Origin of the sequence: Streptomyces sp. NPDC001410, assembly GCF_042895235.1 — a bacterium.
GTDB lineage: Bacteria > Actinomycetota > Actinomycetes > Streptomycetales > Streptomycetaceae > Streptomyces.
Genome location: NZ_JBIAWE010000006.1, coordinates 283,279 through 307,924, shown reverse-complemented (window position 1 = coordinate 307,924; position 24,646 = coordinate 283,279). Strand labels below are relative to the sequence as shown.

Here is a 24,646-nt window from a genome sequence, read left to right as displayed (position 1 = left end):
TCAGGACTCCTGGGTGAGGGAGACGAGCACGTCGTCCCCTTCGATCTTTACGGGGTATACGGGGACGGGGCGCGTCGCGGGAAGGCCGGACGGCTTGCCGGTGCGGAGGTCGAAGCTGGAGCCGTGCAGCCAGCACTCGATCTGGCAGTCCTCCACCTCGCCCTCGGAGAGCGAGACGTTCGCGTGGGAGCAGATGTCGTGGATCGCGAAGACCTCGCCCTCGGTCTGCACGATGGACACGGGCGTGCCGTCGAGTTCCACCCGCTTCGGGGTGTCCTCCTCCAGCTCGCTCAGCCCACAGGCGCGTACGAAGGTCATGCGACCGAAGCCTCCAGCTCCTCCTCGATCTTCGCGAGCAGGCGCTCCTCGATGTCCGCGACACCGATCTGCTGGACCAGCTCGGCGAAGAAGCCACGGACGACGAGACGGCGGGCCTCGTGCTCCGGGATGCCGCGGGCCATCAGGTAGAAGAGCTGCTCGTCGTCGAAGCGGCCGGTCGCGGAGGCGTGGCCGGCGCCGACGATCTCGCCGGTCTCGATCTCCAGGTTCGGCACCGAGTCGACCCGCGCGCCGTCGGTCAGCACCAGGTTGCGGTTCATCTCGTAGGTGTCGGTGCCCTCGGCCCTGGCCTCGATGAGCACGTCACCGATCCACACCGCGTGCGCGTCTTCGCCCTGGAGCGCGCCCTTGTAGACGACGTTCGACTTGCAGTGCGGGGTGTTGTGGGTGACCAGCAGGCGGTGCTCCTGGTGCTGCCCGGCGTCGGTGAAGTACAGGCCGAGCAGCTCGGCCTCGCCGCCGGTGCCGGCGTACTCCACGCGCGGGTGCAGCCGCACCAGGTCGCCGCCGAAGGTGACGACCACGGACTTGAAGGAGGCGTCCCGGCCGACCAGCGCGTTGTGCTGGCCGACGTGCACGGCCTTGTCGTCCCAGTCCTGGACGGAGACGACGGTCAGCTTGGCGCCGTCGCCCAGGATGTAGTCGACGTTGGCGGCCAGCACCGCGTCACCGGTGTGGTCGATGACGACGACGGCCTCGGCGAAGGCACCCAGCTCGATGACCTGGTGGCCGAACGCGACCCCGCCCGCACCGTGCACGGCGATCCGGATCGGCTCGGCGAGCACCGTCTCCTTGGGGACGGTGACCACGCCGGCCTGCTCGAACGCCGAGTACGCCTGGGCGGCCACGCGGTCCACCGGGGTGCCCGCCCTGCCGATGCGCGCGTCGTCGCGGCCGACGGTCTCGACGGTCACGCCCTCGGGGGCCTCGACGGTGACCTTCACGCCCTCGCCGTTCGCGACGGCGGTGCCGTCGTGCAGCCCGCGCAGGCGCTCCAGCGGAGTGAACCGCCACTCCTCCTCGCGGCCGTGCGGGACCGGGAAGTCCGCGACGTCGAAGGACGGGGGCGCGCTCATGCGCGTGGCGACGGTCGACTCGGCGGCCACCGCGATCTGGCCCGCGGTGGTGGAGCCCACGGGGATGTTCTGAGCCTCAGCCATGGCTGTCGTAGTGCTCGCTTTCTTGCGTAAGTGGCTTGATGGGGACTGCGGGCCGGTGATCAGCCGACCGCGCCCTCCATCTGCAGCTCGATCAGCCGGTTGAGCTCCAGCGCGTACTCCATGGGAAGTTCCTTGGCGATCGGCTCGACGAAGCCGCGCACGATCATCGCCATCGCCTCGAACTCGGTCAGACCGCGGCTCATCAGGTAGAAGAGCTGGTCCTCGGAGACCTTGGAGACGGTCGCCTCGTGCCCCATGGACACGTCGTCCTCGCGGACGTCCACGTAGGGGTACGTGTCGGACCGGGAGATCGTGTCGACCAGCAGCGCGTCGCAAAGCACGTTCGACTTGGAGCCGTGGGCGCCCTCGCCGATCTCGACCAGACCGCGGTAGGACGTACGACCGCCACCGCGCGCCACCGACTTGGAGACGATGTTGGACGAGGTGTTCGGCGCCATGTGGACCATCTTGGAACCGGCGTCCTGGTGCTGGCCCTCGCCCGCGAAGGCGATGGAGAGGGTCTCGCCCTTGGCGTGCTCGCCCATCAGATACACGGCCGGGTACTTCATCGTCACCTTGGAGCCGATGTTGCCGTCGATCCACTCCATGGTCGCGCCCTCGTAGGCGACAGCGCGCTTGGTGACCAGGTTGTAGACGTTGTTCGACCAGTTCTGGATGGTCGTGTAGCGGCAGCGGGCGTTCTTCTTGACGATGATCTCGACGACCGCGCTGTGGAGGGAGTCGCTCTTGTAGATCGGGGCGGTGCAGCCCTCGACGTAGTGCACGTAGGCACCCTCGTCGACGATGATCAGGGTCCGCTCGAACTGGCCCATGTTCTCCGTGTTGATACGGAAGTAGGCCTGGAGCGGGATCTCCACGTGGACGCCCGGCGGGACGTAGATGAAGGAGCCGCCCGACCACACGGCGGTGTTCAGGGAGGCGAACTTGTTGTCACCGACCGGGATGACGGTGCCGAAGTACTCCTTGAAGAGCTCCGGGTGCTCCTTCAGCGCGGTGTCGGTGTCGAGGAAGATGACGCCCTGCTCCTCCAGGTCCTCGCGGATCTGGTGGTAGACGACCTCCGACTCGTACTGGGCCGCGACACCGGCCACGAGGCGCTGCTTCTCCGCCTCGGGGATGCCCAGCTTGTCGTAGGTGTTCTTGATGTCCTCGGGCAGGTCCTCCCAGGACTCCGCCTGCTTCTCCGTGGAGCGCACGAAGTACTTGATGTTGTCGAAGTCGATGCCCGAGAGGTCCGAGCCCCAGTTCGGCATGGGCTTCTTCTCGAAGAGGCGCAGGCCCTTGAGGCGGAGCTTGGTCATCCACTCCGGCTCGGACTTCTTCGCCGAGATGTCCCGGACCACGTCCTCGTTCAGACCACGCTTCGCAGAGGCACCGGCCTCGTCGGAGTCGGCCCAACCGTATTCGTACTTGCCCAGACCCTCGAGTTCGGGGTGGGCAGTCTCCGTGGGGAGAGTCATGCGGGGTTCCTCCCGGCCGTGCTTGCAGATGCGTTGTCGCTGGTCTTGGAAATCTTGGGGATGAACGTCGTGCAGACGCCGTCGCCGTGCGCGATCGTCGCCAGTCGCTGGACGTGGGTCCCGAGCAGCTCGGCGAAGATCTCCGTCTCCGCCTCGCACAGCTGCGGGAACTGTTCCGCCACGTGGGCGACCGGGCAGTGGTGCTGGCACAGCTGCTCGCCGACCGGTGCGCTGCGCGCCGTAGCAGCGTACCCGTCCACGCTCAGGGCCTTGGCCAGCGCTTCTGCGCGCTCGTCGGGGCTGACGCTCTCGATCGCCTTGCGGTACGCGCCCGCCTGGGCGGCGATCCGGGCGCGGGCGAATGCGGCGACCGCCTCGGCGCCGCCCTCCCGCTCGGCGATCCAGCGCAGGGCGTCGGCGGCGAGCTTGTCGTACGACTGGTCGAAGGCGTCCCGGCCGCAGTCCGTCAGCGCGAAGACCTTGGCGGGACGGCCACGCGTGCGCGTGCCGTACACCCGCTGTTCGCGCGCCTCGACGACGACGTCCGCGACCAGCGCGTCCAGGTGCCGCCGTACGGCCGCCGGGGTCAGGCCCAGGCGTCCGGCGAGTTCGGTGACGGTCGACGGGCCGTGGTCCAGGATGGACCGCGCGACCCGGTTGCGCGTGGAGCGCTCACCGGTCGCGAACTCCTCCTGGTGGGTACCCACCGGGGTCTCCCGAGCCTCGCCGACGTTTTTCACAACGCCATTGTTGCGTAATTCTTCGGAGCCTGACAAGCGCGGCCCGGATCATCAGGCGGTGCCCTGCGTCACTTAGGCATACCTAATCTGACCTGCGGAAATGATCTTCTGATCGATCATTCGCCGGCCGTCCGGTGGTCGTCCGAACAGGGCCGGGACAGCAAAAGAGCTGGCGCCCCACACGCCCGTCGGGAAGACTCCCGAACCATGTCCACACCCCCTCCGACCGGCCCTCTTGTCACCCGCGACACGGTTTCCACGCAGCTGCGTCTGCTGGGTGTCGAGACCGGCGAGATCCTCCTCGTGCATTCCTCGCTGAGTTCCCTCGGCTGGGTCAACGGAGGCGCCGTCGCGGTCGTCCAGGGACTCCTCGACGCGCTCGGCCCCGTCGGCACGCTCGTCGTGCCCACCCAGTCGGGCGGCCTGTCCGACCCGGCCGTGTGGGGCAACCCTCCGGTACCCGAGGAGTGGTGGGACAGGATCCGGGCCACGATGCCCGCCTACGACCCGCTGATCACCCCCTCGCGCGGGGTCGGGGTGATCCCGGAGACCGTCCGCACCTGGCCGGGTGCCCTGCGCAGCGCCCACCCGCAGACCTCCTTCGCCGCGCTCGGGCCCCGCGCCGCGGAGATCGTCGACGGCCACACCCCCGACTGCCGGCTGGGCGAGCAGAGCCCGCTGGCCCGGCTGGAGCGGCTGGGTGCCCGGGTCCTGCTGCTCGGCGCGGGCTACGACGCCTGCACCAGCTTCCACCTGGCCGAGTACCGCATACCGTCCCCGCTGGTGCCGGTCGGCCGGCCGGCACCGGGCGGCGGCTGGGAGACGGTGACCGAGGTGTCGATCACCTCGGACCGCTTCGACGAGCTCGGCCACGACTTCGAACGGGACCGTCCCGTCGTACGCGGCAAGGTCGGCGCGGCGGACGCCCGGCTGTTCCCGGTGGCGGACGCGGTGGCCTACGCCGAGCGGTGGCTGGCCGTGCACCGGCCCCGTGAGGAGGAGTTCCCGCACCCCCACGCCTGAGCGGCTCGGCACCTCCCTAGACTCTGGAGCCATGCGAAGTGAGCCCGTGGTCCAGGTCCAGGCCCTGGTGAAGCGGTACGGCACGAAGACCGCGGTGGACGGCCTCGACCTGGCGGCCCAGGCGGGCGTGACCGCCGTGCTCGGCCCCAACGGGGCGGGGAAGACGACCACGGTCGAGACCTGCGAGGGGTACCGGAAGCCGGATTCCGGCACGGTCCGGGTCCTGGGGCTCGACCCGGTGCGGCAGTCCGCCGAGCTGCGTCCGCGCATCGGCGTGATGCTCCAGTCCGGGGGCGTGTACTCCGGCGCCCGAGCGGACGAGATGCTGCGCCACGTGGCCAGGCTGCACGCGCACCCGCTGGACGTGGACACGCTGATGGAACGCCTCGGGCTCGGCTCCTGCGGCCGCACCGGCTACCGCCGGCTGTCCGGCGGGCAGCAGCAGCGGCTGGCGCTCGCCATGGCCGTCGTCGGGCGCCCCGAGCTGGTCTTCCTGGACGAGCCGACCGCCGGCCTCGACCCGCAGGCCCGCCGGGCCACCTGGGACCTGGTCAAGGACCTGCGCGCCGACGGCGTCTCGGTGATCCTCACCACGCACTACATGGACGAGGCCGAGCAGCTCGCCGACGACGTCGCGATCATCGACGGCGGCCGGGTCATCGCCCAGGGCTCCCCGGAGGAGCTGTGCAAGGGCGGCGCCGAGAACACCCTGCGCTTCACCGGCCGTCCCGGCCTCGACGTGGCCTCCCTGCTCAAGGCGCTCCCGGCCGACTGCACGGCCGCGGAGCTGACCCCGGGCAGCTACCGGGTCGTCGGCAAGGTCGACCCGCAGCTGCTGGCCACGGTGACCTCGTGGTGCGCCCAGCACGGGGTGATGCCGGACCGGATCTCGGTGGAGCGGCACACTTTGGAAGATGTCTTCCTGGAGCTGACCGGCAAGGAGCTGCGCTCGTGACGACCGCGACCGGTACGTACGCCCCGAAGCCGGGTGCGGCGCCCCTCCCGCGCATGATCGCGGCCCAGGCGGCGCTGGAGACCAGGATGCTGTTGCGCAACGGCGAGCAGCTGCTGCTGACGGTCGTGATCCCGACCCTGCTGCTGGTGCTCTTCAGCTCCGTGGACATCGTCGACACCGGCAAGGGCAAGGCGGTCGACTTCCTCGCCCCGGGCATCCTGGCCCTCGCCGTGATGTCGACGGCGTTCACCGGGCAGGCCATCGCGACCGGCTTCGAGCGCCGCTACGGCGTGCTGAAGCGGCTCGCCTCCTCCCCACTGCCGCGCTGGGGCCTGATGACCGCGAAGACGGCGTCCGTCCTGGTCACCGAGGTCCTCCAGGTGATCCTGCTGACGGTGATCGCCTTCGCGCTGGGCTGGTCCCCGCATGGCACTGGGACCAGCGTGCTCGCCGTCCTGCTCCTGCTGATCCTCGGCACGGCCGCCTTCTCGGGGCTCGGCCTGCTGATGGCGGGCACCCTGAAGGCGGAGGCGACGCTGGCCGCCGCCAACCTGGTCTTCCTGCTGCTGCTCGTCGGCGGCGGTGTGATCGTGCCGCTGGACAAGTTCGGCTCGGCCGGTCAGCACATCCTCGGCCTGCTGCCCATCTCGGCCCTCTCGGACGGCCTGCGGGACGTGCTCCAGCACGGCGCCGGGATGCCGTGGGGCGACCTGGGCATCCTCGCCGTGTGGGGGGTCGTGGGGCTCGCGGCGGCCGGGCGGTTCTTCCGCTGGGAGTAGACCCGGCACGGGACCCTCGTGAAAGCGTGCACAAGCGGCGGCCTACGATGGTGCACGTGCCAAAGCTGACCCGCGCCGACGTCGTAGCGGCGCTGCGCAACCCGCTCGCCTTCATCGCCGCACGCTGGACCCCGGACCCCCGGACGGTCCGGCGGGCGGCGCTCTCCGCGCTCGTGATGTCGGTCGTCATCGTCGTCACCGGCGGTGCCGTGCGCCTGACCGGCTCGGGCCTGGGCTGCCCGACCTGGCCCACGTGCACCGAGGACTCGCTGACCACCACCAGCGCGATGGGCTTCCACGGTGCCATCGAGTTCGGCAACCGCATGCTGACGTACGTACTGTGCGCCGCCATCGGCTGGGCGATCATCGCGGCACGCTCCGAGAAGCCGTACCGGCGCAGCCTCACCCGGCTCGGCTGGACGCAGTTCTGGGTGGTCATGGGCAACGCGGTGCTCGGCGGCATCGTGGTCCTGGTGGGTCTGAACCCGTACACGGTCGCCGCGCACTTTCTGCTCTCGACGGCCCTGATCACCGTCGCCACGGTGATGTGGCAGCGCACCCGTGAGGGCGACGCGGCGCCGCGGCCGCTGGTCGGCAAGGCCGTGCAGCAGCTGGTCTGGTTCCTGGTGGTCGCGTCCGTGCTGCTCGTCGCGGTCGGCACGGTGGTGACCGGGGCCGGGCCGCACGCGGGTGACTCCAGCGAGATCAACCGGATCCCGATCGACTGGGAGACGGTCAGCAAGCTGCACGCCGTGCTCGCCTGGATCGTGGTGACCCTCACCTTCGCCCTGTGGTTCGTGCTCAAGGCCGTCGACGCCCCCAAGGGCCCCCTCGACCGCACCCGCGAGCTGTTCCTGATCCTGCTCGCGCAGGGTGTGATCGGCTACGTCCAGTACTTCACGCACCTGCCCGAGGTGCTCGTCGCCCTCCACATGTTCGGCTCGTGCCTGGTGTGGATCGGTGTCCTGCGCGTCCTGCTGTCGCTGCGGGAACGCCCCGATGCGACGGCCGGTCTCCCCGCTCAGGCGTACGACTCCGTGAACGCCTCGATCGCCGGACCCAGGTAGTCCCGGGTCAGCCGGGCCCGACGAGCCGTCCACTCCTCGGTGGGCGGCACACAGTCGCCGTAGCGGCGTCGGCGGATGTCTTCGACGACCTCGACGGGTGCACCCAGGCCGGGCAGCAGGTCCAGGGCCTCGCGCTTGGAGATCAGCCGGCCGTCGCGCGCGGTGACGGTGGCCCGGGCGAAGGTGATCATCCCCAGGTCGACCCACACGTCCCGCGTCCACAGCGGGGCGTTGTCGACGGCGGGCCGCCAGAAGTCCCGCTGGTCCCGTACGACGAAGTCGCCGAGCTCCCGGTCCGGCACCGGCGGCAGCAGCCCGGCGGGCATGTGCCCGTGCAGCACCCGCCCGAAGGCGTGCAGTTCCCGCCGGGTCACCGGGGTGACCGGCCGCTTGAACAGCTGCTCGTGCGCCCACGTCAGATGGCGGCGGGAGGCGTCGTCCGCGGTGTCCGGGGTCAGATAGGTGCAGTGCATCCTGGCAGCGAGGGGCTGGGCACGCATGCGGGCATGCACCACCGCGACCTTCCATACGACGCGCGGGGTCACGGGGTGCGGCAGCACCGCGATCAGATCAAGGTCGCTGCGACTCTCCTGGTAGTCGCCCGCGGCGAGCGAACCGTGCGCCCAGACGGCGACGGGCCTCAGTGCCGTCAGTTCACGGAGGAAGCGGGCCAGCAACGTCTCGGTGTCCATCCCCTCAGTCTGTACAGCTCACCCCAGCCCGTACACCCGCCGCGCGTTGTCCGCCGCGACCATCCGGGCCACCCGCTGCGCGTCCTCCAAGGACCACGCGCCCTCGGCCACCCAGCCGCCCAGCACCCGGCCCAGCGCCTCGCGGAACAGCCGGGCCCCGACGACATGCAGCTCGGGCAGGCCGTGGGCGCCGCTGGAGAACAGGATCTTGCCGAAGGGGGCCAGCTCCAGGATCTCGGCGAGGACCGTGGCCGCACGGGCACCGGTGCGGACCAGGGCCGCGCCCGAGTCGGCGTACACGTGCGGGAAGACGCCGGCCAGGTGGGCGGTGTGGCGGTGGTACGGGTAGCTGTGCAGCAGGATCAGATCCGTGCCGAGCCCGGCCGTGGCCCGGACGAAGTCGGTGAGCAGGACCGGGTCCGTACGGTCGATTCGCGAGCCCGGCTCGCCGAGCCCGGAGTGCAGCTGCAGGGGCCGTCCCGAGGCGACCGCGATCCACAGCAGGTGCCGTAGCAGCACCGGATCGGTCAGCTCGCCACCGACCCGCCGACCGGCCAGCCAGCGGCCCGCCGCCCCGCGCACCTCGCCCGGTCCGGGCGGCTCCGGCGCGAGCGCGAGGCCGTGCCGTACGCCCGCGACGGAGGTGAAGGCGACGGCGTCGGCGGCGGCCGCGTGCACCGACTCGGCGAGGTTGGCGAGAAAGGACTCGACCGTGCCGGAGGTGTCGGCGACCTGCTCCGCGAGCAGCTCCAGCCGGATGATCTCGCGGGCCTCGGCATCGCCCGTGGAGGCCATCTCGGCGGGGCCGGTGAGGTCGCCGGGCAGGCCCGTGTCGACGAGGTAGGTGGTGATGCCGCTGCCCCGCAGCAGCCTGCGGCCGGCTTCCAGCATGCCGAGCTCGCGGCGCTGGGCGAGATAGTGGGCGGGCGAGCAGTGGGGTTCCAGGCCGAGCAGGGGCGGGCACCAGCGCCGCACGGCGAAACCGGTCTGGGTGTCGAAGAGGGTGGTGCCCGGCGCGGGCGGGCCCTCGGTGCGGGCGAGCTGGGCCTCGAAGGTGCCGAGGCCCAGTTCCGTTCTCAGTACGCCGTGGCAGTACTGGTCCACGAGGGACGGCGTTTCGATCATCCGGACTCCCCGTGGGACGTGGTCTTACACGTCCTAACGGGTGAACCGGGTTCGAGGTCGCGGGTTCAGCGCCCTTTGGTGGGTCGGCCGGTCAGCCGCCGACCTGGATGCCCGCCATGCGCTTCCACTCGTACGGACCCGTCTTCACCTTCGCCGCGAACTCGCCGTCGAAGGACTCGTGGACCGCGATGCCCGCCTTCTGCACCGCCTGCTCGGCGATCTCGGTGCTGGGGGCCACCAGGTCGCCCCAGCTGCCGTCCTCGCCGACGAGGACGATCCGGGCGCCGCGCTCGCCGATGTGGGCCACCTGGCCCTCGGCGCCGCCGTGGGTCTTGGAGAAGGCGCTGATCTGCTTCGCGAGCCGGGCCGCGGTGCGCTCGGCCTTCGGGTCAACCTGCTGCGTGTCTGCCATGGTCAGGATGCTACTCACGGGTAGATCGGCTGGCGAGAGCAGGGCCCTGTGACCTGTGACGTACGGCGGTCCGTCAGTGCAGGAAGGGGTCCACGGCGACCGCGACGAAGAGGATCGACACGTAGGTGATCGACCAGTGGAAGAGGCGCATCTCCTTGAGCTTGGCGCCGGTCACCTCGGCCTTCGCCCGGTTCTGCAGCCCGTGCGCCTCCCACAGCCAGAAGCCGCCGGCCGCGAGGGCGACCAGGGTGTAGAACCAGCCGGTGTAGCCGAGCGGGGTCAGCAGCAGGGAGACGGCGACCATCACCCAGCTGTAGATGACGATCTGCCGGGCGACCACCTTGTTGGAGGCGATGACCGGGAGCATCGGCACGCCCGCGCGCGCGTAGTCGTCCTTGACCTTCATGGACAGCGGCCAGTAGTGCGGCGGCGTCCAGAAGAACATGACGAGGAAGAGGATGATCGGCGCCCAGGACATCGAATTGGTGACCGAGGACCAGCCGATCAGCACCGGCAGGCAGCCGGCGATGCCGCCCCACACGATGTTCTGCGACGTACGCCGCTTGAGGATCATCGTGTAGACGACGACGTAGAAAAGGAGCGCTCCGAGTGACAGCCAGGCACTCAGCCAGTTGACGGTCAACCCGAACAGCAGCGTCGAGACGACCGCGAGGGTGATGCCGAAGACCAGGCACTCGAGCGGGCTGACCATCCCGGTCACCAGCGGGCGCTGCGAGGTGCGGTCCATCACGGCGTCGATGTCCCGGTCGATGTACATGTTCAGCGCGTTCGCGCCGCCCGCCGAGAGGTAGCCGCCGAGGCAGGTGAGCAGGACCAGCTTCAGGTCGGGTACACCCTGCTGCGCCAGGAACATCACCGGAACGGTGGTGATGAGCAGCAGCTCGATGATCCGCGGCTTGGTCAGCGCCACGAACGCCTTGACACGGGCCCCGAACGGCCGGTGAACCGGGCGCTGGTTCGCACCACGAACCACACCCGCTGGACGGGATTCGACGGCCGTCACGCACACCCCTGACAGAGACATCCCAGCAAGCCTCCCCGTGTGAAGTCGGGGTAAAGGCTCGCGCGTACCACGCCACTTTAGACGTTGCCCATACCTCGGCCTTCGCGGGGGTGGGGTCGTGTTGGCGGGCGGCGCATCAGAGGGGTCGTAGGGCTCGATTGAGCAGTCAGATGAGCGGCTCCGTATTCATGTGCCGAATGGGTCCTCGGCCAGTCGGGAGGCGGATCTCCAAGAGTCCCGGCAGTCTGGAATCACTCGAAAAAATGCACGTCCTTACGGGGGTAGGCTCAACAACGGCCGGTGGGCAGAAGTGCACCGGCGGCCGGGTGGGCGCATGCCCCGAAGACCGGCGACCGACATGTGGAGAGGAGCCCTGACCCAGGGTGAGCACCAAGCCGACCACCACAGACCTTGAGTGGACCGAGCTGGACCAGCGGGCCGTGGACACCGCTCGCGTCCTGGCCGCCGACGCCGTACAGAAGGTCGGCAACGGCCATCCCGGTACGGCGATGAGCCTGGCTCCGGCCGCGTACACCCTCTTCCAGAAGGTGATGCGGCACGACCCGGCCGACCCGGAGTGGGTCGCCCGCGACCGCTTCGTGCTGTCCGCCGGCCACTCGTCCCTGACCCTCTACACACAGCTCTACCTGGCCGGCTTCGGCCTGGAGCTGGACGACCTGAAGGCCTTCCGCACCTGGGGCTCGAAGACCCCGGGCCACCCGGAGTACGGGCACACCAAGGGTGTCGAGACCACCACGGGTCCGCTGGGCCAGGGTGTCGCCAACGCGGTGGGCATGGCCATGGCCGCCCGCTACGAGCGCGGTCTGTTCGACCCGGACGCCCCCCAGGGCGAGTCCCCGTTCGACCACTTCATCTACTGCATCGCCGGTGACGGCTGCCTGCAGGAGGGCATCTCCGCCGAGGCGTCCTCGCTCGCCGGCCACCAGCAGCTCGGCAACCTGATCCTGCTGTGGGACGACAACCACATCTCGATCGAGGGCGACACCGAGACGGCCGTCTCCGAGGACACGGTCAAGCGGTACGAGGCCTACGGCTGGCACGTGCAGCGGATCGCCCCGAAGCCGGACGGCGACCTCGACCCGCACGCCATCTACAACGCGATCGAGGCCGCGAAGAAGGTCACGGACAGGCCGTCCTTCATCGCGATGCGCTCGATCATCGCCTGGCCGGCCCCGAACGCGCAGAACACCGAGGCCGCGCACGGCTCGGCGCTCGGCGACGAGGAGGTCGCGGCCACCAAGCGCGTCCTCGGCTTCGACCCGGAGCAGTCCTTCGAGGTCTCCGACGAGGTGCTGGGTCACACCCGCCAGGCCCTGGAGCGTGGCCGCGACGCCAAGGCGGAGTGGGAGAAGTCCTTCCAGCTCTGGCGCGACAACAACGCCGAGCGCGCGGCCGAGTTCGACCGGATCAGCGCGGGCGAGCTGCCCACCGGCTGGGAGGAGAAGCTCCCGGTCTTCGAGCCGGGCAAGGGCGTCGCGACGCGTGCCGCCTCCGGCAAGGTGCTGCAGGCGCTGGGCGCGGTCGTCCCCGAGCTGTGGGGCGGCTCCGCCGACCTCGCCGGGTCGAACAACACGACCATCGACAAGGACAGCTCGTTCCTGCCGGCGGACAACCCGCTGCCGGAGGCGGACCCGTACGGCCGCACCATCCACTTCGGCATCCGCGAGCACTCCATGGCCGCGGAGATGAACGGCATCACGCTGCACGGAAACACCCGTGTCTACGGCGGTACGTTCCTCGTCTTCTCCGACTACATGCGCAACGCGGTGCGCCTGTCGGCCCTGATGCACCTGCCGGTGACGTACGTGTGGACGCACGACTCCATCGGCCTGGGCGAGGACGGGCCCACCCACCAGCCGGTCGAGCACCTGGCCTCGCTGCGCGCGATCCCGGGCCTGAACGTCGTCCGCCCGGCGGACGCCAACGAGACCGCGATCGCCTGGCGCGAGATTCTCAAGCGCTACACCAAGGAGTTCGGCAAGGGCCAGCCCCACGGCCTCGCGCTGACCCGCCAGGGTGTGCCGGTGTACGAGCCCAACGACGAGGCCGCGCGCGGCGGTTACGTCCTGTTCGACGCTGACGGCGGCGAGCCGCAGGTGATCCTGATCGCCACCGGTTCCGAGGTGCACGTGGCCGTCGAGGCGCGCGAGCAGCTGCAGGCCGACGGGGTGCCGACGCGGGTCGTGTCGATGCCGTCGGTGGAGTGGTTCGAGGAGCAGGACCAGGCGTACCGGGACTCCGTGCTGCCGCCGTCCGTGAAGGCCCGTGTCGCGGTCGAGGCGGGCATCGGCCTCACCTGGCACAAGTACGTCGGGAACGCCGGCCGCATCGTTTCCCTGGAGCACTTCGGTGCGTCCGCGGACGGCAAGGTCCTCTTCCGCGAATTCGGCTTCACTGCCGAGAACGTGGCCGCGAAGGCCCGGGAATCCCTCGCCGACGCCCAGCGCTGACGCCCATACACGACACGTAGGAGATGTAATTCCATGACAGACGCACTCAAGCGCCTCTCCGAGGAAGGCGTCGCGATCTGGCTGGACGACCTGTCGCGCAAGCGGATCACGTCCGGCAACCTCGCCGAGCTGATCGACCAGCAGCACGTCGTGGGCGTCACCACCAACCCGACGATCTTCCAGAAGGCGATCAGCGGCGGCGACGGCTACGAGCAGCAGCTGTCGGACCTCGCCGCCCGCAAGGTCACCGTCGACGAGGCCATCCGCATGATCACCACGGCGGACGTCCGGGACGCCGCCGACATCCTGCGCCCGGTCTTCGACGCCACCGACGGCCAGGACGGCCGGGTCTCCATCGAGGTCGACCCGCGCCTGGCCCACAACACCCGGGCGACCGTCGCCGAGGCCAAGCAGCTGGCCTGGCTGGTCGACCGCCCGAACACCCTGATCAAGATCCCGGCCACCAAGGCGGGTCTGCCGGCGATCGCGGAGACGATCGGCAACGGGATCAGCGTCAACGTCACGCTGATCTTCTCCCTGGAGCGCTACCGCGCGGTCATGGACGCCTTCATCACGGGCCTGGAGAAGGCGCGCGAAAAGGGCCTGGACCTCTCCCTGATCCACTCCGTGGCGTCCTTCTTCGTGTCCCGCGTGGACACCGAGATCGACAAGCGCCTGGAGGGGCTCGGCACCGACGAGGCCAAGGCGCTGCGCGGCAAGGCCGCCGTCGCCAACGCCCGTCTCGCCTACCAGGCGTACGAGGAGGTCTTCTCCTCCGACCGCTGGAAGGCGCTGGAGAACGCGGGCGCCAACAAGCAGCGTCCGCTGTGGGCGTCGACCGGCGTGAAGGACCCGGCGTACCAGGACACCATGTACGTGACGGACCTGGTCGCGCCGAACACGGTCAACACCATGCCGGAGGCCACGCTGGAGGCCACCGAGGACCACGGCGAGATCACCGGCAACACCGTCGCCGGTACCTACGAGCAGGCCCGCGCCGACCTCGACGCGCTCGAGAAGCTCGGGATCTCGTACGACGACGTGGTCCAGGTTCTGGAGGACGAGGGCGTCGAGAAGTTCGAGGCGTCCTGGAACGACCTGCTGAAGTCGACCGAGGCGGAGCTGAAGCGCCTCGCCCCCTCGGAGGGCTGAGTTGTCACCCCTTGCTGGTTCCGGAGCGAACCCGCTTCGTGACCCCGCCGACCGACGGCTCCCGCGTATCGCGGGGCCGTCGGGCCTGGTGATCTTCGGCGTCACGGGCGACCTGTCCCGCAAGAAGCTGATGCCCGCGGTGTACGACCTCGCGAACCGCGGTCTGCTTCCGCCGGGCTTCTCCCTGGTGGGCTTCGCCCGCCGCGAGTGGGAGAACGAGGACTTCGCGGCCGAGGTCCACGACGCCGTCAAGGCGCACGCGCGTACGCCGTTCCGTGAGGAGGTCTGGCAGCAGCTCATCCAGGGGATGCGCTTCGTCCAGGGCACCTTCGACGACGACGACGCGTTCGAGCGGCTGCGCGCCACCATCGAGGAGCTGGACAAGGCACAGGGCACGGGCGGCAACTTCGCCTTCTACCTGTCGGTGCCGCCGCGCTCCTTCCCCGTGGTCATCCAGCAGCTGAAGAAGCACGGGCTGGCCGACCAGACCGGCGGCTCCTGGCGCCGCGCGGTCATCGAGAAGCCCTTCGGCCACGACCTGGAGTCGGCCGAGGAGCTGAACAAGGTCGTGCACGAGGTGTTCGAGCCGGACCAGGTGTTCCGGATCGACCACTACCTCGGCAAGGAGACCGTCCAGAACATCCTGGCGCTGCGCTTCGCCAACACGATGTTCGAGCCGATCTGGAACAGGTCCTTCGTGGACCATGTGCAGATCACCATGGCCGAGGACATCGGCATCGGCGGCCGCGCCGGCTACTACGACGGCATCGGCGCCGCCCGTGACGTCATCCAGAACCACCTGCTCCAGCTGCTCGCGCTGACCGCGATGGAGGAGCCCGCCTCCTTCGACGCGGACGCGCTGGCCGCCGAGAAGACCAAGGTGCTCGGCGCCGTCCGGCTGCCGAAGGACCTGGGCCGCTCCACCGTCCGCGGGCAGTACGCCGCGGGCTGGCAGGGCGGCGAGAAGGTCATCGGCTACCTCGAAGAGGACGGCATCGACCCGAAGTCGAAGACCGACACCTTCGCCGCGATCAAGCTGGGCATCGACAACCGCCGCTGGGCGGGTGTCCCCTTCTATCTGCGCACCGGCAAGCGTCTCGGCCGCCGCGTCACCGAGATCGCCGTCGTCTTCCAGCGGGCCCCGCACTCCCCCTTCGACCACACGGCGACGGAGGAGCTGGGCTCCAACGCGGTCGTCATCCGCGTCCAGCCGGACGAGGGCATCACGGTCCGCTTCGGCTCCAAGGTGCCGGGCACCTCGATGGAGATCCGGGACGTGTCCATGGACTTCGCCTATGGCGAGTCCTTCACGGAGTCCAGCCCGGAGGCCTACGAGCGGCTGATCCTGGACGTGCTGCTGGGCGACGCCAACCTCTTCCCGCGCACGGAGGAGGTCGAGCTGTCCTGGAAGATCCTCGACCCGATCGAGGAGTACTGGGACAAGCACGGCAGGCCCGCGCAGTACCCGTCGGGCACCTGGGGCCCCGCCGAGGCGGACGAGATGCTCGCACGAGACGGACGGAGCTGGCGCCGGCCATGAAGATAGACCTGACCGGCACCACCGCCGGCGAGATCAACAAGGCGCTCGTGCAGGGCCGCCGGGCCATCGGCACCCCGGCCGTCGGCATGGTCCTGACCCTCGTCATCGTCACCGACGAGGAGAACGCCTACGACGCCCTCAAGGCCGCCAACGACGCCTCGCGCGAGCACCCCTCGCGCACGCTGGTGGTCATCAAGCGCGTCTCCCGGTCCCCGCGCAACCGTACGTCGTCCCGGCTGGACGCCGAGGTGCGGGTGGGCGCGGACGCGGGCACCGGCGAGACGGTGGTGCTGCGGCTGTACGGCGAGGTGTCCGACCACGCCGACTCGGTCGTCCTGCCGCTGCTGCTGCCGGACGCCCCGGTCGTCGTCTGGTGGCCGGCGAACGCCCCGCTGGACCCGGCCAAGGACCCGCTGGGCGCGCTGGCCCAGCGCCGGGTCACCGACACCTACGCCGCCGAGCAGCCGGTACGGGAGCTGTCCGCCCGTGCCGAGACCTACACGCCCGGCGACACCGACCTGTCCTGGACCCGGATCACGCCGTGGCGCTCGATGCTGGCGGCGGCCCTGGACCAGGTGGTCTGCGAGGTGAAGGCCGTCGAGGTGGAGGGCGAGGAGTTCAACCCGAGCTGTGAGCTGCTGGCGATGTGGCTCGCGGACCGGCTGGACGTCCCCGTGAGGCGCTCGCTGTCCTCGGGCCCGGGTCTGACCGCCGTCCGCATCGACACCAGCTGCGGTCCGATCGTCCTGGACCGGGCCGACGGCTCGCTGGCCACCCTGGCCATCGAGGGCCAGCCGGCCCGCGCGGTCGCGCTCAAGCGGCGGGACACCGCCGAGCTGATCGCGGAGGAGCTGCGCCGCCTCGACCCGGACGACACCTACGCGTCGGCGCTGCGCTACGGCGTGGAGCGGCTGAACCCGGGCACCTGGCCCGCCGCGGCGGAGCCGGTGGCACAGGCCGGGACGGGGTCCGGGACGGGGGCCGAGGCGGAGGTCGCCGCGGCGCCCGCGAAGAAGGCGGCCGCAAAGAAGGCCCCGGCGAAGAAGGCGGCGAAGTGAGCACTCCGCAGCTGGTCGTGCACCGCGACAAGGAACTGATGGCGCAGGCGGCCGCGGCCCGTCTGATCACGAAGATCGTGGACGCGCAGGCCTCCCGGGGCCACGCGTCCGTGGTCCTCACGGGTGGCCGCAACGGCAATGGCCTGCTGGCCGCGCTGGCGGCGGCCCCCGCCCGGGACGCCGTCGACTGGAGCCGGCTCGACCTCTGGTGGGGCGACGAGCGCTACCTCCCCGAGGGCGACCCGGAGCGCAATGTCACGCAGGCCCGCGAGGCCCTGCTGGACGCCGTGCCGGTGGACCCGGAGCGCGTGCACGCCATGCCCGCCTCCGACGGGCCGTACGGTGCCGACGTGGAGGCTGCCGCGGAGGCATACGCGGCGGAACTGGCGAAGGCGGCCGGCCCGGAGAACCACGGGGCCGTTCCCTCCTTCGACGTGCTGATGCTGGGCGTCGGCCCGGACACCCACGTGGCCTCACTCTTCCCGGAGCTGCCCGCGGTGCGCGAGACGGAGCGGACGGTGGTCGGCGTCCACGGCGCCCCCAAGCCGCCGCCGACCCGGGTCTCGCTGACCCTTCCGGCGATCCGCTCGGCCCGTGAGGTCTGGCTGCTCGCGGCCGGCGAGGACAAGGCCCAGGCCGTGGCCATCGCCCTGTCGGGCGCGGGCGAGGTCCAGGCACCGGCGGCGGGCGCGTACGGCAGGCAACGCACCCTGTGGCTGCTGGACGCGGCTGCGGCCTCGCAGCTGCCTCGGTCGCTGTACCCGCCGGCGTCCCCGTAAGTCGCGGTGACCGTCCCAGGGGGGCTCCGCCCCCTGGACCCCCGTTTCCCACCCGCCCACCCGACTCGGTCGGCTGAGAAGCGAGGTCTCGGATGGCACCTCCGCTTTTCTGCCTACCGAGTCGGGTGGTGGGTGGGCATAGGCCGGGGGTCCAGGGGGCGGAGCCCCCTGGCTGGGTCGGGGTAACTACTTGACCGACCCAGCCATCACCCCCTGCACAAAGTGCCGCTGGAACGCGAAGAACACCACCACCGGCACGATCAGGGACAGAAACGCACCCGGCGCCAGGACGTCGATGTTGCTGCCGAACTGGCGGATCTGGGACTGGAGTTCAACCGTCAGCGGCTGGGACGAGCTGTCGGCGAAGAGCAGGGCGACCAGCATGTCGTTCCAGACCCACAGGAACTGGAAGATGGCGAGGCTGGCGATGGCCGGGCGGCCCACCGGCAGGACCAGACGGGTGAAGATGCGCCACTCGCTGCCACCGTCCATGCGCGCGGCCTCCAGCATCTCCTTCGGCATCTCCGCGAAGTAGTTCCGCAGTAGGAACACCGCGAAGGGCAGGCCGTAGGCGACGTGGAAGAGGACCACGCCGGGGATAGTGCCGAACAGGCCCAGCTGGCCGAAGAGTTTGGCCACCGGCAGCAGGCCGATCTGCACCGGCACCACCAACAGGGCCACCACCAGCAGGAACAGCGGCTCGCGGCCGGGGAAGTCCAGCCAGGCGAAGGCGTATCCGGCGAGCGCCGCGATGACGACGACCAGGGCGGTCGTCGGCACCGAGATCAGCACGGTGTTCCAGAACGCCTGGGTCATGCCGGAGTTCTTCAGCAGCGCCGAGTAGTTGTCGAAGGACAGCTGGCCGGGGCTCGCCAGAGCGGTCCACCAGCCGCCCTTCGCCGTGTCCTGGGCCGACCGGAGGGACGACACGAACAGTCCCGCCAGCGGAGTCAGCCAGACCAGGCCGATCACCACGAGGAACGCCTGCACCAGACCGTTGCCCAGGCCGCGCCTGACCGTGTTCATGGCCGAGTTCATCGCTGACTCCTTCGGAAGCGGCGGACGTTGAAGACCATCGCGGGGATCACCAGGAGCAGGAGCAACACACCGAGGGCACTGCCCAGGCCCTGGTTGTTGCCACCGCCGAAGGACACCAGCCACATCTGGGTCGCGAGGACGGTGGCGTCCTCCTGCACCGGTCCCGGCGCGATGATGTAGACGAGGTCGAAGACCTTCATCACGTTGATCACGAGGGTCACGAACACGACGGTCAGCACGGGGGCGAGCAGCGGGACCGTGATCCTGCGGAAGATCTGCCACTCGTTCGCGCCGTCCATCCGGGCGGCTTCCAGGGCGTCCCGTGGGAGGGTCGACAGACCCGCGCCGATCAGCACCATCGCGAAGCCGGTCCAGATCCACAGGTACGCGCCGATGATCGCCGGTGTGACGAGCGTCGGGCCGAGCCAGGAGACTCCCTGGTAGGGCGGCGCGAAGTTCGACGCGGGCAGCTTCACGGTGTACGAGCCCTGGTCGAGCCCGGAGAAGCGGAAGGAGCCGTCGGACGCGGACGTGGTGCTCGCGACCGTCTTTCCGTCGCGCAGCGCCTCGACCTTCATGCCGGGCAGGCCGCTCTCCAACGGGTCGACCCTGCCCTGCTTCCCTCCCCCGCCGGGCGTGAAGTCCAGGTAGACCACGCCGCGCAGTTCGTCGGCCGCTGCCGAGCGGGCCGCGGCCGGGTAGGCGGGCGAGGTGCCCTTCGGCAGGTCCTTGGGCAGGACGCCCACCAGGCCGAGGGCCACCGAGTGCCCCGGGGACAGGTCCGCGTCCGTCAGATACGAACCGTCCCGGCCCGGGCTGAGGCCCTGCCCGTCACGCGCCCGGGCCGTCGGATACGACGAGGTCCCCGTGAAGGCGTCGTGGACGGAGACCACGGCGGCGTTGAGGACGCCCTTGTCCGGGTCCTCGTCGTAGGCGAGCCGGAAGATGATGCCGGCCGCGAGGAAGGACACGGCCATCGGCATGAACAGCAGGAGCTTGAAGGCGGTGGCCCAGCGCACCTTCTCCACCAGGACGGCCAGGATCAGGCCGAGGCCGGTGAGCAGGGCCGGGGCCACGACGACCCAGATGGTGGTGTTGCGGATGGCCTTCAGGGTGGCCGGGTCGCGGAACATCTCGGCGTAGTTGTCGCCGCCGACGAACCGGGTGCCGGAGGCGTCGAAGAAGCTGCGGCCGACGGAGAACAGCACCGGGTAGACGACGAGGGCGCCGAGCAGGAGCAGGGCGGGGAAGACGAAGAGCAGGGCGACGGTGCGGGCGCGCCGCCGGCCGCGGCGCCCGCGGGCCGCGCCTGCGGCCCGCGGGTTCGCCTGTCGCTCGGCGAGTGTGGTGACGGTCATCTGTCCGCTCAGCCCTGGTAGGCCTTGGCCGCCGCGGACTCGAGCTTCGCCGCGGTGCCCTTCGGGTCGGAGGGGTCGCGCAGGAAGTCCTGGAGCAGCTTCCACTCGCCGGCGCCCTTGGTGCCGCCGAAGGCGGCCGGTGCCTGGTCGGACATGTCGAAGCGGACCGAGTCCCCGGCCGAGACGAGGGACCTGGCGGTGGCCCGGGTGACGTCGTCGCTGTAGGAGGCGAGGTCGAGCTTCTTGTTCGGGGACAGGAAGCCGCCCGCCTTCGCCCACACGGCCGCCGCCTCCGGGGTGGCCAGGTACTCCAGGAGCTTCATGCCGGCCTTGGCGTTCTTGCCGTCCTTGAGGACGACGGCCGCGTCGCCGCCGCTGACCACCGGTGCCGTGCCGCCGCCGACCGCCGGGAACGGGAAGAAGTTCGCGTCCTTGCCGATGGTCTTCTGGAACTGGTCGTGGGCGACCCCGGCGACGAAGTCGCCCTCGTAGACCAGGCCGGCCTCGGGCTTGGGCCCGAAGACCTTCTCGACCGAGCTGGGGAAGTCGGTGTTCAGCGCCCCCTTCTGGCCGCCCGCGATCAGCTGCTTGTCCTTGAAGAGCTTGCCGAGCGTGGTGAGCGCCTTGACGACCGAGGCGTCCGTCCACTTCAGCTTGTGGGCGGCGAGGGCGTCGTACTTCTCGGGTCCGGCCTGGGAGAGGTAGATGTTCTCGAACCAGTCGGTGAGCGTCCAGCCGTCCTGACCTGCGACGGCGAAGGCCGAGAGCCCGGAGTCGGAGACGGTGTGCCCGGCCTTGAGCATCTGGTCGTAGGTCTTGGGCGGCTTGACGCCGGCCTGGGCGAGGGCGTCGGGGCTGTACCAGACCGTCGACTTGTGGGCGGCCTTGAAGTAGAGGCCGTAGAGGCTGCCGCCGACGCTGCCGTACTTCTTCCACACGGGGGCGAAGTCGGCGTCGACCGTCTGCTCGGCGGTCGGGGACAGGGGCTTGAGCCAGCCCTGCTTCGCGAACTGCTGGAGCACGCCCACCTGCGGGACCATCACGACGTCGGGCGCGTTGCCGCCCTCGATCTTGCTGCCGACGACCGTGGAGACGTTGTCGCCGGTGGAGACGAACTGCGTCTTGGCGCCGGTCTTCGCGGTGAACGCGTCGAGCACCTTCTGGAAGTTCTTCTGCTCGCTGCCGGACCAGACGCCGGCCACGGTGACCGTCTGGCCGCTGAGCGCCTTGTCGCCACCTCCCGCGGTGACCGGGCCGCCGCCGCAGGCGGTCGCGCCGAGGGCCAGGGCGAGGGCGGTGCAGCTGGTGAGCAGGGTGGTACGGCGTCGCATCATCGTTGATGTCCCTTCGAGGGGTGTGAGTTGACGGAGGATCAGAGGTCGGAGTCGCTCAGCCACCAGGCGGCCGTCGAGCCGGGCAGTACCCCGGCCGGACAGGGACCGCTGGACAACAGGGGGGTGCCGGAGACCGGCGCGGGCGTGGGGGACGTACCGAAGTTGACGGCGCAGACGAGGCCGTCGCCGCGGACGAAGGCGAGGACGCCCGGCGGGGTGTCCAGCCAGCGCAGCGCACCCTCGCCCAACTGGGGCAGCGAGGCGCGGAGTTGAAGGCCGTCGCGGTACAGGTGCCAGAAGGAGCGGGTGTCGGCGAGAGCGCGGTCGGTGGCGTACTCGGCGAAGTACGACGGCTGCGGCAGCCAGGGCTTGGCGCTCTCGGCGCCGGAGGTGAAGCCGAACGGGGAGGCCTGCCCGGACCAGGGCAGGGGCACCCGGCAGCCGTCGCGGATGCGGGCGCGGCTTCCGGTGCGGCGGAAGATCGGGTCGGTGAGCACGTCGTCGGGCAGGTCGACGACCTCGGGCAGACCCAGTTCCTCGCCCTGGTAGATGTACGCGGCTCCGGGCAGCGCCAGCATCAGCAGCGCGGCGGCGCGGGCGCGGGCGGCCCCGAGTCCGCTGCCTTCGGTGGCGGGTTCGCCGTAGCGGGTGACGGTGCGTACCTGGTCGTGGTTGTTGAGGACCCAGGTGACCGTCGAGCCCGTGCCGGCTATGTCCTGCATGGCCTCGGAGACGACCTTGCGGAAGGCGTCGGCGTCCCAGGCCGCGCCGAGCAGGTCGAAGAAGAAGGCCTGGTGGAGTTCGTCCGGGCGGACGTACTGGGCGTGTTCGCGGGCGGTGGGGACCGAGACCTCGCCGACCAGCAGCCGCTCGCGTCCGTCGTGTGCCGTGTACTCCTCGCACACCGCGCGCCAGTGCCGCCACACGTCGTGCACCTCGGGCTGGTTCCAGGCGAGCGGGTTGACCGAGTCGCGGGTGCGGGCGTCGGCCTCCGGGTCGTCGGAGTCGGGCAGTTCGGGGTGCTTGTAGAGGCCGGCGGCGACGTCGATGCGGAAGCCGTCCACGCCGCGGTCCAGCCAGAAGCGCAGGACGCGGTCGAACTCGGCGGGGATCTCGGGGTTGCGCCAGTTCCAGTCGGGCTGTTCGGGCGTGAACATGTGCAGGTACCACTGGCCCGGGCGGCCGTCCGCGTCCGTGACCCGGGTCCAGGCCGGGCCGCCGAACATGGCGTGCCAGTTGTTGGGCGGCTCGCTGCCGTCCGGACCGCGGCCGTCGGCGAAGTGGAAGCGGGCGCGGGCCGGGCTGCCGGGCTCGGCGGCGAGGGCCTCGCGGAACCACGGGTGCTCGCTGGAGCAGTGGTTGGGGACGATGTCCAGGAGCACCCTGACGCCGAGCCGCCGGGCGGCCGCCATGAGCAGGTCGAACTCGGCGAGGTCGCCGAAGAGCGGGTCGACGCCGCAGTAGTCGGCGACGTCGTAGCCGTGGTCGTGCTGGGGCGAGGGGTAGAAGGGGCTCAGCCAGATCCCGTCGACGCCGAGCTTCTTCAGGTACGGCAGTCCCGCGCGGACTCCGGCCAGATCGCCGATGCCGTCGCCGGTGCTGTCGAGGAAGCTGCGGACGTAGACCTGGTAGATCACCGCGTCACGCCACCAATGATGCCTGTTCAACCCTGTGGCCTGTCTCTGTGAAGGGCAGCAGTTATGCATTCATGTTAGGTAGACGTGTCGCGAGGGTGTCAATGAAAAGAACGAAGGCTACTGGGGAGTTGGGGTAACAAATACGGACTTACCGGGGCACTCTGAAGCCAGATGAGATGTCCGCGTTACCTAACAAGTAACTAGCGGCTGGAGACGGCGGCCAGCTCGCGCGCGAGTCGGCGCACCGCGGCCGCAGGCGTCTCGTGCCCGGTCAGCGCGTCCTGCACGACCGCCTGCACCACCAGGCTGACCTGGTCGTAGTGCGGGCTCTTGGGGCGCGGAGCGGCCGTGAGGACGGCCGTGCGCAGGGTCGGCAGATAGGGGAACTTCCGTACCAGCGCGGGGTCTTCGTAGAGCGCGGCGCGCACGGGAGGCAGTGAGCCCCGGGTGAGCACCTGGCGCTGGACGCCCTCGCTGGTGAGGTACGCGATCAGGCGCGCGGCCGAGTCGGGGTGCCGGGCATGGGTGTTGACCGCCAGATTGGAGCCGCCGAGGACGCTCTTGCCCGGCCCGTCGGGCCCGGGCAGCGGTACGGCGCCGATCCGGCCGGCGACCTTGGAGCCCCTGGCCGAGGCCACGGCGTAGGCGTAGGGCCAGTTGCGCAGGAAGAGCAGCCGGCCGTCCTGGAAGGCCTGCTTGGACTCCTCTTCCTTGTACGTCAGCGCCGCCTTCGGGATCCAGCCCTCGCGCAGACCGCGGGCGAGGAAGCCGATGCCCTCGCGGGCCGCGTCCGAGTCGACGGTCACGCGGGTGCCCTCGTCGCCGAGGATGGAGCCGCCCGCCGAGTACACGGCCTCGGCCGCGTTGACGGTCAGGCCCTCGTAGGGCAGGAGCTGGCCCGCGTAGCCGTCCAGGCCGTACTTCGGCGCGATGGTCTTCGCGTCGTGCTCCAGCTCGGCCCAGGTGCGCGGCGGCGGCACGCCTTCCTTGGCGAGGACGTCCTTGCGGTACAGCAGCAGCCCGGCGTTGGTGACGTACGGCACGGCGTACAGCCGCCCGTCGTACGTGGCCGTGTCCACGACCGGCCGCAGGAAGCTCTTCAGCGGGAAGCGGTCGCGCGGCAGCGGGCGGATCCAGCCGGCGGCCGCGAACTCCGAGGTCCAGTTGACGTCGATGTTGAGCACGTCGAACCGGCCCCGGTCGCCGCCGCGCAGGTCGGTGGTCATCTGCGCGTGGGTCTCGTCGGCGGAGTCCGGCAGCTCGACGAGGGTGACCTTCTCCGCGGGATGCGTACGGTTCCAGCCCGCAAGGAGCGGACCGAGGTAGCCGGTGAGGTCACCGGCGGTGGCCAGGGTGAGCGGACCGGTCCGGTCACCCTCGTCGGCCTGCGCGCCGGAGGCCGTGTACCCGGACAGGACCACGGCCAGAACAAGGAGCCCCCTACCGGCGGCGCGCATCCACCGCATAGGTTCCTCCCTGAAC

The 24,646-nt window shown here is 70.4% G+C and carries 22 protein-coding genes; 9 read left to right on the top strand and 13 right to left on the bottom strand.

The annotated features are described in order from the left end of the window. The 4 genes from ACFY3C_RS15295 to ACFY3C_RS15280 are packed head-to-tail and all read right to left on the bottom strand — an operon-like array spanning position 1 to position 3,720. Positions 1-318: a non-heme iron oxygenase ferredoxin subunit gene (locus ACFY3C_RS15295; protein WP_094214788.1), complete on the bottom strand. Its 318-nt coding sequence runs from the start codon at positions 316-318 to the stop codon at positions 1-3. Then, a complete protein-coding gene (gene sufD / locus ACFY3C_RS15290; RefSeq protein WP_386574059.1) occupies positions 315-1,499 on the bottom strand; it encodes a Fe-S cluster assembly protein SufD in 1,185 nt (394 codons plus the stop codon). Before sufD ends, ACFY3C_RS15295 begins: the two co-directional genes overlap by 4 nt. Before the next feature lie 59 nt (positions 1,500-1,558). Further along, complete coding sequence (gene sufB, locus ACFY3C_RS15285) at positions 1,559-2,980, bottom strand: Fe-S cluster assembly protein SufB (RefSeq protein ID WP_386574061.1); 1,422 nt, start codon at positions 2,978-2,980, stop codon at positions 1,559-1,561. Next, positions 2,977-3,720 (bottom strand): helix-turn-helix transcriptional regulator, encoded by a 744-nt coding sequence (locus tag ACFY3C_RS15280; RefSeq protein ID WP_390771040.1) that lies wholly within the window; start codon positions 3,718-3,720, stop codon positions 2,977-2,979. The genes sufB and ACFY3C_RS15280 overlap by 4 nt, the downstream gene beginning before the upstream one ends. 207 nt (positions 3,721-3,927) lie before the next feature. Here ACFY3C_RS15280 and ACFY3C_RS15275 point away from each other — a divergent pair, with 207 nt between their 5' ends. The 4 genes from ACFY3C_RS15275 to ACFY3C_RS15260 are packed head-to-tail and all read left to right on the top strand — an operon-like array spanning position 3,928 to position 7,544. Further along, positions 3,928-4,743 (top strand): aminoglycoside N(3)-acetyltransferase, encoded by an 816-nt coding sequence (locus tag ACFY3C_RS15275; RefSeq protein WP_386574063.1) that lies wholly within the window; start codon positions 3,928-3,930, stop codon positions 4,741-4,743. 31 nt (positions 4,744-4,774) lie between these two features. Beyond that, a complete protein-coding gene (locus tag ACFY3C_RS15270) occupies positions 4,775-5,698 on the top strand; it encodes an ABC transporter ATP-binding protein (RefSeq protein ID WP_390771039.1) in 924 nt (307 codons plus the stop codon). A 53-nt stretch (positions 5,699-5,751) separates the two neighbouring features. Next, a complete protein-coding gene (locus ACFY3C_RS15265) occupies positions 5,752-6,477 on the top strand; it encodes an ABC transporter permease (RefSeq protein ID WP_390771149.1) in 726 nt (241 codons plus the stop codon). A gap of 47 nt (positions 6,478-6,524) precedes the next feature. Further along, the gene (locus ACFY3C_RS15260; RefSeq protein WP_390771038.1) at positions 6,525-7,544 is read left to right on the top strand and encodes a heme A synthase; all 1,020 of its coding nucleotides are present in this window, start codon (positions 6,525-6,527) and stop codon (positions 7,542-7,544) included. Here ACFY3C_RS15260 and ACFY3C_RS15255 read toward each other — a convergent pair. From ACFY3C_RS15255 to ACFY3C_RS15240, 4 genes are all read right to left on the bottom strand, one after another. After that, on the bottom strand, positions 7,499-8,236 hold the full coding sequence (locus ACFY3C_RS15255; protein ID WP_386574066.1) for a nucleotidyltransferase domain-containing protein: 738 nt from the start codon (positions 8,234-8,236) through the stop codon (positions 7,499-7,501). The two genes, ACFY3C_RS15260 and ACFY3C_RS15255, sit on opposite strands and share 46 nt — an antisense overlap. Positions 8,237-8,254: 18 nt before the next feature. Beyond that, entirely contained in the window at positions 8,255-9,361 is a 1,107-nt protein-coding gene (locus tag ACFY3C_RS15250) for an amidohydrolase family protein (RefSeq protein ID WP_386574067.1), read from the bottom strand. A 91-nt stretch (positions 9,362-9,452) separates the two neighbouring features. Further along, a complete protein-coding gene (locus ACFY3C_RS15245) occupies positions 9,453-9,773 on the bottom strand; it encodes a hypothetical protein (RefSeq protein WP_390771037.1) in 321 nt (106 codons plus the stop codon). Between the two features lie 73 nt (positions 9,774-9,846). Next, positions 9,847-10,803: a heme o synthase gene (locus ACFY3C_RS15240; protein ID WP_390771148.1), complete on the bottom strand. Its 957-nt coding sequence runs from the start codon at positions 10,801-10,803 to the stop codon at positions 9,847-9,849. A 377-nt stretch (positions 10,804-11,180) separates the two neighbouring features. Between ACFY3C_RS15240 and tkt the strand changes: the two genes are divergently transcribed. Genes tkt through pgl form a run of 5 tightly spaced genes read left to right on the top strand, consistent with a single transcriptional unit; the run spans position 11,181 to position 17,797 of the window. Continuing rightward, complete coding sequence (gene tkt, locus ACFY3C_RS15235; RefSeq protein ID WP_390771036.1) at positions 11,181-13,268, top strand: transketolase; 2,088 nt, start codon at positions 11,181-11,183, stop codon at positions 13,266-13,268. A gap of 33 nt (positions 13,269-13,301) precedes the next feature. Continuing rightward, a complete protein-coding gene (gene tal / locus ACFY3C_RS15230) occupies positions 13,302-14,420 on the top strand; it encodes a transaldolase (protein WP_386574070.1) in 1,119 nt (372 codons plus the stop codon). A 1-nt stretch (position 14,421) separates the two neighbouring features. Continuing rightward, positions 14,422-15,960 (top strand): glucose-6-phosphate dehydrogenase, encoded by a 1,539-nt coding sequence (zwf, locus tag ACFY3C_RS15225; RefSeq protein WP_389185506.1) that lies wholly within the window; start codon positions 14,422-14,424, stop codon positions 15,958-15,960. Continuing rightward, positions 15,957-17,018: a glucose-6-phosphate dehydrogenase assembly protein OpcA gene (opcA, locus tag ACFY3C_RS15220; protein ID WP_390771035.1), complete on the top strand. Its 1,062-nt coding sequence runs from the start codon at positions 15,957-15,959 to the stop codon at positions 17,016-17,018. Before zwf ends, opcA begins: the two co-directional genes overlap by 4 nt. After that, positions 17,015-17,797 carry a 6-phosphogluconolactonase gene (gene pgl, locus ACFY3C_RS15215; RefSeq protein WP_386574073.1) on the top strand — a complete coding sequence of 261 codons (783 nt, stop codon included), beginning with the start codon at positions 17,015-17,017 and terminating at the stop codon, positions 17,795-17,797. Before opcA ends, pgl begins: the two co-directional genes overlap by 4 nt. Before the next feature lie 186 nt (positions 17,798-17,983). Here the strand turns inward: pgl and ACFY3C_RS15210 are convergent, their stop codons facing one another. From ACFY3C_RS15210 to ACFY3C_RS15190, 5 genes are all read right to left on the bottom strand, one after another. Continuing rightward, positions 17,984-18,823, bottom strand: a complete 840-nt coding sequence (locus ACFY3C_RS15210) for a carbohydrate ABC transporter permease (protein WP_386574474.1) — start codon at positions 18,821-18,823, stop codon at positions 17,984-17,986. A gap of 8 nt (positions 18,824-18,831) precedes the next feature. Beyond that, the gene (locus tag ACFY3C_RS15205) at positions 18,832-20,193 is read right to left on the bottom strand and encodes an ABC transporter permease subunit (RefSeq protein ID WP_390771034.1); all 1,362 of its coding nucleotides are present in this window, start codon (positions 20,191-20,193) and stop codon (positions 18,832-18,834) included. Between the two features lie 8 nt (positions 20,194-20,201). Then, the gene (locus ACFY3C_RS15200) at positions 20,202-21,527 is read right to left on the bottom strand and encodes an ABC transporter substrate-binding protein (protein WP_390771033.1); all 1,326 of its coding nucleotides are present in this window, start codon (positions 21,525-21,527) and stop codon (positions 20,202-20,204) included. Positions 21,528-21,565: 38 nt separating this feature from the next. Further along, entirely contained in the window at positions 21,566-23,233 is a 1,668-nt protein-coding gene (locus ACFY3C_RS15195; RefSeq protein WP_386574079.1) for a glycoside hydrolase family 13 protein, read from the bottom strand. A gap of 131 nt (positions 23,234-23,364) precedes the next feature. After that, on the bottom strand, positions 23,365-24,630 hold the full coding sequence (locus tag ACFY3C_RS15190; protein WP_390771032.1) for an ABC transporter substrate-binding protein: 1,266 nt from the start codon (positions 24,628-24,630) through the stop codon (positions 23,365-23,367). Between the last annotated feature and the right edge of the window lie 16 nt (positions 24,631-24,646).